This window comes from Kitasatospora sp. NPDC056783 (assembly GCF_042789895.1).
Classification (GTDB): Bacteria; Actinomycetota; Actinomycetes; order Streptomycetales; family Streptomycetaceae; genus Kitasatospora.
In genome coordinates this window covers 1-9,752 of sequence record NZ_JBHUAF010000333.1, presented here as the reverse complement: position 1 = coordinate 9,752, position 9,752 = coordinate 1, and the positions used below count along the sequence as shown (strand labels likewise).

At 75.7% G+C, this 9,752-nt stretch carries 11 protein-coding genes; 6 read left to right on the top strand and 5 right to left on the bottom strand.

The genetic code is table 11. The features are described from left to right. Positions 1 to 54: 54 nt before the first annotated feature. Complete coding sequence (locus ACFRMQ_RS32170; RefSeq protein ID WP_380734260.1) at positions 55 to 444, top strand: hypothetical protein; 390 nt, start codon at positions 55 to 57, stop codon at positions 442 to 444. Between the two features lie 52 nt (positions 445 to 496). Here the strand turns inward: ACFRMQ_RS32170 and ACFRMQ_RS32165 are convergent, their stop codons facing one another. Beyond that, a complete protein-coding gene (locus ACFRMQ_RS32165; RefSeq protein ID WP_380734259.1) occupies positions 497 to 1,135 on the bottom strand; it encodes an AAA family ATPase in 639 nt (212 codons plus the stop codon). Between the two features lie 23 nt (positions 1,136 to 1,158). Between ACFRMQ_RS32165 and ACFRMQ_RS32160 the strand changes: the two genes are divergently transcribed. Further along, on the top strand, positions 1,159 to 1,695 hold the full coding sequence (locus ACFRMQ_RS32160) for an AAA family ATPase (RefSeq protein ID WP_380734258.1): 537 nt from the start codon (positions 1,159 to 1,161) through the stop codon (positions 1,693 to 1,695). Between the two features lie 29 nt (positions 1,696 to 1,724). On the opposite strand, the gene ACFRMQ_RS32155 is transcribed toward ACFRMQ_RS32160, so the two are convergent. Continuing rightward, a complete protein-coding gene (locus ACFRMQ_RS32155; RefSeq protein ID WP_380734257.1) occupies positions 1,725 to 2,264 on the bottom strand; it encodes a DUF6328 family protein in 540 nt (179 codons plus the stop codon). 194 nt (positions 2,265 to 2,458) lie between these two features. On the opposite strand from ACFRMQ_RS32155, the gene ACFRMQ_RS32150 reads away from it, so the two are divergent. From ACFRMQ_RS32150 to ACFRMQ_RS32135, 4 genes are all read left to right on the top strand, one after another. Further along, positions 2,459 to 3,040, top strand: a complete 582-nt coding sequence (locus tag ACFRMQ_RS32150; protein WP_380734256.1) for a nuclear transport factor 2 family protein — start codon at positions 2,459 to 2,461, stop codon at positions 3,038 to 3,040. Positions 3,041 to 3,163: 123 nt separating this feature from the next. Then, complete coding sequence (locus ACFRMQ_RS32145) at positions 3,164 to 3,697, top strand: hemerythrin domain-containing protein (RefSeq protein ID WP_380734255.1); 534 nt, start codon at positions 3,164 to 3,166, stop codon at positions 3,695 to 3,697. Positions 3,698 to 3,890: 193 nt separating this feature from the next. Then, complete coding sequence (locus ACFRMQ_RS32140; protein WP_380734253.1) at positions 3,891 to 4,793, top strand: neutral zinc metallopeptidase; 903 nt, start codon at positions 3,891 to 3,893, stop codon at positions 4,791 to 4,793. Between the two features lie 297 nt (positions 4,794 to 5,090). Beyond that, positions 5,091 to 6,728: an alkaline phosphatase D family protein gene (locus ACFRMQ_RS32135; RefSeq protein ID WP_380734252.1), complete on the top strand. Its 1,638-nt coding sequence runs from the start codon at positions 5,091 to 5,093 to the stop codon at positions 6,726 to 6,728. A 98-nt stretch (positions 6,729 to 6,826) separates the two neighbouring features. Here the strand turns inward: ACFRMQ_RS32135 and ACFRMQ_RS32130 are convergent, their stop codons facing one another. From ACFRMQ_RS32130 to ACFRMQ_RS32120, 3 genes are all read right to left on the bottom strand, one after another. Further along, positions 6,827 to 8,074, bottom strand: a complete 1,248-nt coding sequence (locus ACFRMQ_RS32130) for a cytochrome P450 (protein ID WP_380734251.1) — start codon at positions 8,072 to 8,074, stop codon at positions 6,827 to 6,829. 104 nt (positions 8,075 to 8,178) lie between these two features. Continuing rightward, positions 8,179 to 8,712 carry a hypothetical protein gene (locus ACFRMQ_RS32125; protein ID WP_380734250.1) on the bottom strand — a complete coding sequence of 178 codons (534 nt, stop codon included), beginning with the start codon at positions 8,710 to 8,712 and terminating at the stop codon, positions 8,179 to 8,181. Positions 8,713 to 8,841: 129 nt separating this feature from the next. Next, the gene (locus ACFRMQ_RS32120) at positions 8,842 to 9,720 is read right to left on the bottom strand and encodes a biotin-dependent carboxyltransferase family protein (RefSeq protein WP_380734249.1); all 879 of its coding nucleotides are present in this window, start codon (positions 9,718 to 9,720) and stop codon (positions 8,842 to 8,844) included. Positions 9,721 to 9,752 lie beyond the last annotated feature (32 nt).

Below are 9,752 nucleotides of genomic sequence, written 5' to 3'. Positions count from 1 at the left end.
GTGGAGCGGCCGGGGGCGGCACATCCGCCCCCGGCCCGGACGGAGGGAGCGGTCATGACCGACACCGACACCAAGGCGGGCGCCCCGGTGCGCGAGGGCAGCCCGGACTCCGCGGTGGACCGGGTGGCCGACTTCTACGGGGCGTACGTCGACGCCGTCTCCGACGGCACCGACGACCTCGGCGGCGAACTGCGCGCCCACTACCTGACCGAGGACTTCCGCCGGCGGCTGGCCGCCTGGGAGGAGGCCAACCACGCGGACGGCGTGCTGCGGGCGCAGGACGTGCCCACCCGCTGGGAGGTGCGCCACCACGACTCGGGCGCCGGGCACCTGTTCACCACCGTCACGCTGACCTGGGGCACCGGCCCCGACGCCGGGCACACCCGGCTGGCGGTGCAGAGCGACCTGGGCACCAAGCTGATCTCGGACATCGAGGAGGGCTGACCGCCGCCGTCCGCGTAGCGCCCCGCCGCTCCCGCCCGCGCCCGCCCCGGCCTCACCCCAGGGCGGCGGCCAGGCGCTCGGGCAGGGTCGCGTACGGGCGGCACTCGACGACGGGCAGCGCGTGGGCGCGGGCCTGGGCGGCGAGCCAGTCGCTGTAGCGGGCGCTGACGGCGGCGCGCTCGGGCTGCGGGCCGCAATCCGGTTCCCGGTCCGCGTAGTTGGCGACGATGCTGCGAGGGTCGTCCTCGTGCAGGAAGACCGCGCGCACCCGCCGGCCCGCCGCGGCGGCCTCGCCGACGGCCCGGGCGGCGGCGGCCGGAGTGAGGTAGTCGCCCTCGACGATCGCGGGCACGTCCACGGTGAGGCGGTTGCGCACCACGCCGAGCACCGCGTCGTCCAGGGCGCGGGCGGTGGCGATCTGGAGTTCCAGGACGCGGCCGACGTCCAGCGCGTCGGGGTCGGGGAGGGCGGAGAAGTGGTGCAGGCCGGGGTGGCTGTCGGCGCTGGTGGCGGCCTGGAGGGCGGCGACGACGTCGTCGAACTCGACCACGAACGCGCCACGCTGGTCGGCGAGACACGCCGCGGCGCGGCTCTTGCCGAGACCGGAGGCGCCGCCGATCAACAGCACCTCCCACGGAGCGGTGGCGGTGGGGCCGTCGGGGCGGGAGAGGCGCGAGAGGTCGTCGTCCATGGGCCCACGCTAGCCGGTCGCCGATGACCGGCAGCGGGCGCACCGTCCTGATGGTGGTGCGCGGCAACAGCGGCTCCGGCAAGTCCAGCGTCGCCGCCGCCCTGCGCGCGGCCCACGGCCGGGGCCTGGCCGTGGTGGCGCAGGACAACCTGCGCCGCACCGTGCTGCGCGAGCGCGACGTGCCGGGCGCGGCGGCCCCCGGACTGGTGGGCACGGTGGCCCGCTACGCCCTCGACCACGGCTTCCACACCGTCGTCGAGGGCATCATGGCCGCCGACCGCTACGGGCCCGTGCTGGCCGCCCTGGCCGCCGGGCACCGGGGCCTGACCCGCTTCTACTACCTGGACGTGCCCTTCGAGGAGACGGTGCGCCGGCACGCCACGCGCCCGCAGCGCACCGAGTTCACGCCCGCCGAGATGGCCGGCTGGTACCGGGAACGGGACGTGCTGCCGGGCGGCGTGGAGCGGGTGATCGGGCCCGGCAGTTCGCTGGAGGCCACCGTGCGCCGGGTGCTGGAGGACACCGGGCTCGCCCCTCCGGGGTGGATTCCGTTGCCCTGACGAGGGCGCGGCACGCCAGGGCGCGGCGCTCAGGCCCGGTCGCGGGTGGTGGCGCGGCGCACCGTCCAGGGCAGGGCGAACCAGAGCACCGCGAAGATCGCCGCGATGACGCAGGTGATCGGCACCGCCACCGCCGTGCCGAGGACGACGTCCAGGACCAGCAGCACCGCGCCGCTCAGCGAGCAGGCGAGCAGCAGCAGGCCGGCCTGGGCGATGCGGGCGGAGACGGTGACGATCCGCTCCTTGCCAGGGTGGCGGTACAGGCCCCGGTGCAGGGCGACGGGGGTGGCCAGGACGGCCGCGGAGACGACCGTCAGCAGCAGGGTCACGACGTAGATGTCCTGCTGGGCGTCGGAGAGTTGGCCGAAGCGCGGGGTGAAGGCGACACCCAGCAGGAAGGCGAAGACGATCTGCACACCGGTCTGGAGCACCCGCAGCTCCTGGAGCAGCGCCACCAGGCGCCGTTCGGCCCGCACCTCCGGGTTCCACCAGCCGGGCGGGGGAGCGGAGGGGGTGCTCCTGCGGCCGGGCGGCGGCGGGGCGTCGGGCGGGGGAGCTGCGCTGGTCATGCGCCAGCTTCTCACGGCCCGGCGCCCACGCCGGGCTCCGCGCGGGCGGGCACGGGGCCGGGCCGGCCCCGGCCCCGGAACAGGCCCGGGACGGGCCCGGGGCCTTGAGCTGAAGCCGACTTGAGGTCCTAGCCTCCGTGGTGCGCGACCGAAGTCGGCCGCGCCACCCACCGCGACCACGGGGAGCCCGCGCCATGACCACCACGACCACCACCACCGTCGCCACCGTCACCGACGAGGCCTTCGCCGCCCTCGCCCAGCGGGTCCGGGTCCTCACCGACCGCGCCGACATCACCGGCCTCATCGACGGCTACCTGCTCAGCCTCGACACGGTGCCCCACACGGGCGGACGCTTCGACGAGGCGTGGGCGCGGCGCCACTTCACCCCCGACGTACGGATCACCACGCCGGTGGGGGAGCACCAGGGGATCGACGGACTGGCCGAGTCCGAGCAGGCGACCCTCGCGAAGTTCGAGCGCACCCAGCACGTGGGCGCCAACTACATGATCGACCTGGACGGGGACCGGGCCGCGGTGCGCTGGAACGCCGTCATGGCGCACGTCCACCCCGCCGCGACCCAGCGGGCGCGGAACGAGGAGCCCGGCGGCCACTTCGACGTCGGCGGCACGTTCACCGGCGAGGCGGTGCGCACCCCCGGGGGCTGGCGCCTGCGCAGCCTGGAGGTGCGGGCCGTGTGGACCAGCGGCACGGGACCGCTCGTCCTGACCCCCAGGGCCGAGGAGACCCTGCGCGGCCTCGCCGGCGGGGCCTGCTGAGGCGCGCCCCGGACCCCGGCGCTTGCGGGCCGGCCGCGCCGCGTGATCGGATGGCGCCGGCATCGCGTGCCGGTGGCGGACCGCGCCAGGCATGGAGGTGCGCGACCGAAGGGACCGCCCCCCGTGGCCTCCCCCTCCCGCGGCGAGGACCGTACCGCCGCCCTCAGCCTTCAACTCTCCAGCGCGCACCAGGACCTGCGCCGCCGGCTCGCCGGCCTGCGGGCGAACCTCGGCCGCCCCCGCCCGGACGGCGACGGCGACGACGCGCTCCGCGCCCACTGCCTGGCCTTCTGCACCGCCCTGACCAGCCACCACCAGGGCGAGGACGACGGCCTGTTCGCCCGACTCCTGCGCGAGAGACCGGACCTGGCGCCGACCATCGCCAAACTCGTCGAGGACCACGGCCTCATCACCCGCATCCTCACCCGGGTGCGCGACCTCGCCGACCGGGCCGCCGCCACGGAACCCGGCACGGGCCTGGAGGCGATCGGACGCGAACTCGACGGCCTCGCCGCCATCATGGACTCCCACTTCGGCTACGAGGAACGCGCCCTGCGCGCCGCCCTCGACGCCGGCGTCCACGACGACGGCTGGTCCGCACCCGTCCTGCGCTTCCGCGCACCCCCGGCCCCGGCCCCGGGGAACCCCTCGCCGTAAACCCCCCGCCCCGCCCGGCCCCCGCCCCGCCCCGCCGCGGGGCCCGGGGCCCGGCGCGCCGCCGCCGGGGCCCGCCCGGGACGGCCCCGATGCGCCGTGACGTCGGCCGCAGCCCGTAGGCTGGGCGGGCCGCAGGCGGCACGGACCGTCACCAGCGGGGCGCGACACGACAGGAACGGGCAGGCACGGGCACATGCAGTTCGACGACCAGGGAGACCTCGACACCTCGCAGGTGGACGACCGGCGCGGCATCCCCGGCGGGAAGGTCGCCATCGGCGGCGGGGCCGTGGGTCTGCTCGCGGTGCTGTTCGCGGTCGTCCTCGGGGTCGACCCGCAGCTGCTGGGCCTGTCCTCCGGCTCCGGCTCGTCCTCCTCCCCGGGCGTGCGCACCGCCGGGGAGGCGCAGAAGGAGTGCAAGACCGGCGCCGACGCCAACAAGCGCCAGGACTGCCGGATCGTGGCCGTCACCAACAGCCTCCAGGACTTCTGGCGGGGCGAGCTGCCGCGCGCCGCCAAGATCCCCTACAAGAACGCCGAGACGGTGCTGTTCACCGGCCAGGTCTCCACCGCCTGCGGACCGGCGACCTCGGCGGTGGGCCCCTTCTACTGCCCGGGCGACAAGAAGGCCTACTTCGACCTCGGCTTCTTCAACGAGCTGTCCGCCCGCTTCGGCGCCAAGGGCGGCCCGTTCGCCGAGTCCTACGTCGTCGCCCACGAGTACGGCCACCACATCCAGACCCTCACCGGCGCCATGCAGAAGGTCGGCAACGACCGCCAGGGCGCCACCAGCGGCTCGGTGCGCCTGGAGCTCCAGGCCGACTGCTACGCCGGGGTGTGGACGCACCACGCGACCACCACCCCGCAGCCCTCCACCGGCCGCCCGCTGATCGCCTCGCTCACCGACCAGGACATCGCCCTGGGCCTGGACGCGGCCGCGGCGGTCGGCGACGACCGGATCCAGCAGCAGGCCACCGGGCGGATCAACCCGGAGGCCTGGACGCACGGCTCCGCCGAGCAGCGCAAGGCCTGGTTCACCACCGGCTACCGCAGCGGCGACTTCGCCCAGTGCGACACCTTCTCGGCCCCCAAGCTGTGACCGCCGCCAAGCCGTGACCACCGCCAAGCCGTGACCACCGCCGAACGGTAGCCCTGCCGCGCCGTGGCCCGGCCCCCGGCCGCCCTCCGCCGCGGCGCCCCCTTCCGACGGCACCCGCCCGTGGGACGGGCCGTCCGGAACCGGACGGCCCACCCCCGTTCGGGATGATATGACGGACCTTCACGGGTCTCCCACCGGATGATCACTTGGCTGCCGTGATCCCGACCCCCACAGGACGGGGCGGTCCACTCCAATTCCCTTCGCACACCCACCGAGCTGCGAAAGGCCACCACCCCGATGACCGGACCCGCCGACCGCCCCACCCCCGACCGGATGCTGCGCGAGGCCGCCGCCCGTCTGGACCGGCGCCGCTTCCTGACCGTCACCTCGGCCGCCGCCGCGCTCGCCTTCACCGTCAACCTCCCCGCCGCGCACGCCGAGGACAACGAGATCGCCCCGCGCGCCATCGGCGACAACCCCTTCACCCTCGGCGTGGCCTCCGGCGACGCCACCCCCGAGGCCGTCGTGCTCTGGACCCGCCTGGCCCCGCGCCCGCTGGAGCCCGGCTCCGGCATGCCCGCCACCGGCTCCGCCAAGGTCGGCTGGGAGATCGCCCGCGACGAGAAGTTCCGCCGCGTCGAGCGCCGCGGCACCGCCCGCGCCCACGCCGAGTTCAACTACGCCGTCCACGTGGACGTCGACGACCTCGCCCCCGCCCACCAGTACTGGTACCGCTTCACCGTCGGCTCCTGGACCAGCCCCGTCGGCCGCACCCGCACCCTCCCCGAGCGCGGCAAGAAGCTCGACAGCGCCCGCATCGCCTTCGTCTCCTGCCAGGCCTACGAGGACGGCTACTTCACCGCCTTCCGCCACCTCGCCGGCGAGGACGTCGACGCCGTCTTCCACGTCGGCGACTACATCTACGAGTACGGCATCGACGCCGCCGGCGGCGACCGCAAGTACACCGACCGCACCCTGCCCGCGTACTTCAACCACGAGACCACCACCCTGGAGGACTACCGGCTGCGCTACTCCCTCTACAAGACCGACCCCGACCTCCAGGCCGCCCACGCCGCCCACCCCTGGTACGTCACCTGGGACGACCACGAGGTGGAGAACAACTACGCCGCCGGCATCCCCGAGAAGAACCAGGACCCGGCCCCCTTCGTCGCCCGCCGCGCCGCCGCCTACCGCGCCTACTGGGAGAACCAGCCGCTGCGCATGCCCCAGCCGCGCGGCACCGAGCTGACCCTCTACCGGCGCGTCCACTTCGGCCGGCTCGCGCAGTTCGACATCCTCGACACCCGCCAGTACCGCGACGACCAGGCCAACGGCGACGGCTGGCAGTACCCCACCCCGGAGTCCGAGGACCCCAAGCGCACCCTGATGGGCGCCACCCAGGAACGCTGGTTCGCCGACGGCCTGCGCCACTCCAAGGCCACCTGGAACGTGGTGCCCCAGCAGGTCGTCTTCTCCCGCCGCAAGAACACCACCGCCGAGCGCTCCAAGCTCTCCATGGACGCCTGGGACGGCTACCCGGCCGCCCGCGAGCGCTTCCTGAAGGCCGTCGACGCCTCCGGCGTGAAGAACCTCGTGCTGCTCACCGGCGACGTGCACGTGGCCTACGCCCTGGACGTCAAGCGCGACTTCGACGACCCGGGCTCCCGCACGGTGGGCGTGGAGTTCGTCGGCACCTCGATCAGCAGCGACGGCGACGGCGAGGAGAAGCCGTCGAACTGGAACAACCTCATGTCCGCCAACGCGCACATGAAGTTCTACGACGGGCGCCGCGGCTACACGGTGCTCACTCTGGACCGCCGCCGGGCGCGCGCCGACTACCGCGTCGTCGACCGGATCACCCGCCCCGGCGGCGTCCTGTCCACGGCCGCCTCCTTCGCCACCGAGGCCGGCAACCCGGGCATCCGCCCCGCCTGACGCCCCCCCGCCCCCCGTCGCCTCCCGCCGCCTCGCGGGAGGCGGCGGGAGCGCCCGACTCCGCTCGCGGGCCGGGCGGACGCCCGCACGCCGGAGGGTCAGCCGGCGGGGGCCCCGGCGGGGGCGGGGACGACCCACAGTTCGGAGGGGCCGTTGATGATGGCGGACTCCACCCGGGCCGGCGCCGGGCGGGAGCAGTCCAGGACGGCACCCGGGTAGGCGCCGAAGAAACCGGCCAGGGCCACCTCGGCCTCCAGCCGGGCCAGCGGCGCGCCGAGGCAGAAGTGCGGGCCGTGGCCGAAGGACAGGTGCTCCTTGTCGGGCCGGGTCGGGTCGAAGTCGTCCGGCCGGTCCGGGTGGACCTGCGGGTCGCGGCCGGCCGCGCCGAACCCGAGCAGGATCGGCTCGCCCTCGCGGATGACCACGCCCTCGCCGAGGTCGATGTCCGCCAGCGGGTAGCGCAGCGGCAGGTGCATCACCGGGCTCTCGTGGCGCAGGGTCTCCTCGACGACGTCCGTCCAGGCGAGGGCACCCGCGCGGACCAGCGCCAGGTGGCCGGGGTGGGCGAGCAGCGCCTGGACGGCGCTGGTGATCAGGTTGACGGCGGTCTCGTAGCCGGCGCCGAGCATCAGGAAGAGGATGTCGCGGGACTCCTCCTCGGTGCGGTCCGTCCCCTCGCCGGTGGCGACGGCGGCCACGTCGCTGGTGAGGTCGGGCCCGGGCTCGCGCCGCTTGAGCTCCAGCAGCTCGGCCAGCACCACGTTGATCGCCGCCCGCGAGCGCAGCATCCGCTCGGGCGTCTCCGTGGTGGTCAGCAGGGTGTCCATCGCGGTGCCGATCGGGGACCGCAGGCCGGCGGGCACGCCGAACAGGTCGCAGATCACCGTCATGGTCAGCGGCAGCGACAGGGCCCGGCGCACGTCCACGGCCCCGCCGGGGCCGAGCGCGGCGAACGCGCCGACCAGGGCCGCGGTCGTCGCCTCGATCCCGGGACGCAGCGCGGCCACCCGGCGGGGCGAGAAGGAGGGCGCCATCTGCCGCCGCCGCGACCGGTGTTCGTCGCCGTAGAGGTTGAAGAAGTTCCGCTGGAACGCGATCGGACCCATCGGCCACCCCTCGGGCACCGAGGCCAGGCCGGGCCAGTGCCTGCGCGGGTCGCGGGAGACACGCGGATCGGTGGCCAGGGCGCGGATCACCGAACCGCGGGTCACGGACCAGGCGATGATGCCGCCGGGCAGCTCCACCCGCACGGCGGGCCCGGCGCCGCGCAGCCGCGCGTTCTGCTGGTGCGGGGCCCGGGCGGTCATGTCCAGCACCGGGCAGCGGTGGTCGTCTTCTGGAGCCATGAAAGTCGCTCCTCGGGGTCTTCCGGGGTCTTCCGGGATTTTCCGGGGCCTACTCGGGGGCGCCGCGGCCCTGTTTCCCGTTGTAGAGCGGCCGGGCGCACCCGTCAACGGGGCGTCGGCCGGACGGCCCCCGCGCAGGTGCGCACGGCGTGCTCCCACAGGTCCAGTCCGGCGCGCAGGAGTTCGCGCACGGCCGCGCCCTCCTCGGCGGTCCAGGCCTCCTCGCCGGAGGCCGGGTCGAGGGGCTCGCCGCCGAAGAGCTTCTCGTAGGCGCTGTCGTGGACCGGTCCCTGGGCGGGCAGGCGCGGGCCGTCCGGGAGAGCGCGGGCGAGGTCCTCGAAGAAGTTCCAGGCCTCCAGCAGCAGTTCGGGCAGCCCTGCCGGGGTGAGGTGAGGGGGCTCGACCCACCGTCGCACGGGGTGCAGGTCCAGGGTGTTCTCGCCCTCCCAGACGATCTCCGGGCAGTGACGGTCGCAGTACTCCCGCAGCGGCGCGCGTTCGGCGAAGGCGAGGAGCCTGCCGTGTTCGTCGGTGAGCACCAGGTCGGGGTCGCCGTCGCTCTCGCCCTCGCCGGAGCGCCAGATCACGGTCAGGTCGCCGTCGCGGGTGCGGATGCGGTACGGGAAGTGGTCGGCCATGAGGGTCCCCCTGGAGCTGTGGCGGCGTGCGCCGCGCCGGCCATCCTGCCCGCTCCGGGCGCCGGGGCGGAACCGGGTTCCGCCGCCGGGGTGCGGCCGCCGGGGCGCGGGGCGGGCCCGCACGACCGGTCACACCGGCCGGAACCGCAGGGCCAGGCCGGGGCGGGTCTGGGCGGCGAGCGGGAGGTCGTCCTCGTGGACGGTCGCGATGACGGGGTAGCCGCCGGTCACCGGGTGGTCGGCGAGGAAGAGGATCGGCTGCCCGTCCGGCGGCACCTGGAGCGCGCCGGGAACCGCGGCCTCGGAGGGGAGCTCGCCGGAGCGGACGCGGCGCAGCGCCGCCCCGGCCAGCCGCATGCCCACGCGGTCGCTGTGGTCGGTGACGCGGTAGGGGCCGGCGCACAGCGCGGCCAGGGACTCGGGCGTGAACCAGTCGTCGCGGGGACCGGGCAGGATCCGCAGGACGGGTTCGGCGGGCAGCGCGCGCTGGGGGGCGAAGTCCGCCGCGGGCCAGCCGGCCGTCAGGTCCCCGACCGGCAGGAGGTCGCCGGCGGCGAGCCGGGCGGGACCGATCCCGGAGAGCGTGTCGGTGGACCGGGAGCCGAGGACGGGCGGCAGGTCCACGCCGCCGCGCACGGCGAGGTAGACCCGCAGGCCCTCGGACGGGACGCCGACGGTCAGGCGGCTGCCGGGGGCCAGTCTGACCGGGGCGTTCAGGTCGACGGCGCGGCCGTCGGCGTGGGCGGGGCAGGGCGCGCCGGTGAGGGCGACGGTGGCGTGGTGGTCGACGTCCAGGACGAGGCCGCCCAGGGGCGCCTCGAGGGCCGCGGCCTCCTCGCGGTTGCCGACGAGCCGGTTGGCCAGGCGCAGGCTGCGCCGGTCGGCGGCTCCGGAGCGGCCGACGCCGAGCGCGGCGTGGCCGGGGCGGCCCAGGTCCTGGACGGTGGCGCCGAAGCCCGGGCGGATCACCCGGACGTGGCGGGTGGGGGTCGTGGGGCTGCCCGTCATGGGTCCTCCGTGCGGGTGGGGTGGTGGTGGGT

Bases quoted from the DNA above. Each gene is read 5' to 3' on its own strand.
- ACFRMQ_RS32170 (WP_380734260.1), top strand. From the start codon at position 55: ATGACCGACACCGACACCAAGGCGGGCGCCCCGGTGCGCGAGGGCAGC.
- ACFRMQ_RS32165 (WP_380734259.1), bottom strand. From the start codon at position 1,135: ATGGACGACGACCTCTCGCGCCTCTCCCGCCCCGACGGCCCCACCGCC.
- ACFRMQ_RS32160 (WP_380734258.1), top strand. From the start codon at position 1,159: ATGACCGGCAGCGGGCGCACCGTCCTGATGGTGGTGCGCGGCAACAGC.
- ACFRMQ_RS32155 (WP_380734257.1), bottom strand. From the start codon at position 2,264: ATGACCAGCGCAGCTCCCCCGCCCGACGCCCCGCCGCCGCCCGGCCGC.
- ACFRMQ_RS32150 (WP_380734256.1), top strand. From the start codon at position 2,459: ATGACCACCACGACCACCACCACCGTCGCCACCGTCACCGACGAGGCC.
- ACFRMQ_RS32140 (WP_380734253.1), top strand. From the start codon at position 3,891: ATGCAGTTCGACGACCAGGGAGACCTCGACACCTCGCAGGTGGACGAC.
- ACFRMQ_RS32135 (WP_380734252.1), top strand. From the start codon at position 5,091: ATGACCGGACCCGCCGACCGCCCCACCCCCGACCGGATGCTGCGCGAG.
- ACFRMQ_RS32130 (WP_380734251.1), bottom strand. From the start codon at position 8,074: ATGGCTCCAGAAGACGACCACCGCTGCCCGGTGCTGGACATGACCGCC.
- ACFRMQ_RS32125 (WP_380734250.1), bottom strand. From the start codon at position 8,712: ATGGCCGACCACTTCCCGTACCGCATCCGCACCCGCGACGGCGACCTG.
- ACFRMQ_RS32120 (WP_380734249.1), bottom strand. From the start codon at position 9,720: ATGACGGGCAGCCCCACGACCCCCACCCGCCACGTCCGGGTGATCCGC.